Source organism: Bacillus sp. SIMBA_008 (genome assembly GCF_046535495.1).
Taxonomy (GTDB): Bacteria; Bacillota; Bacilli; order Bacillales; family Bacillaceae; genus Bacillus; species Bacillus subtilis.
On sequence record NZ_JAWRWL010000474.1, the window covers coordinates 1 to 271 of the forward strand.

The following is a 271-nucleotide window of genomic DNA, read 5'->3' on the forward strand; positions in this document are numbered from 1 at the left end:
GGGATCGTTTAAAAGCTTAAACTCGTGACAAAGCAGCTCGACCACCTTCTCTTTGAACTCCGGAAATAGTAAAACTATCCGTAACCCGACGATATCTTGGAAATCAGTAATGCTTTTTTTAAGATCAACCCTTTTCGCTTTTTCGATAATTGATTCCAAGGATTTAGTTCTCCCCAGAACGTCGAAGGCAATAGGAATCTGATTTCTGGTTAGTAATTTTCCGACCGTACGCAAGACTTCATTTAAGAAATCATCGTAATCACTTTTTATT

Annotated in this window: 1 protein-coding gene; it reads right to left on the bottom strand. The window is 38.0% G+C overall.

The annotated features are described in order from the left end of the window. Window positions 1–234, bottom strand: a 234-nt coding sequence (locus SB658_RS24080) for a nucleotidyltransferase family protein (RefSeq protein WP_410602867.1), incomplete at its 3' end; no start/stop codon positions are given. Window positions 235–271 lie beyond the last annotated feature (37 nt).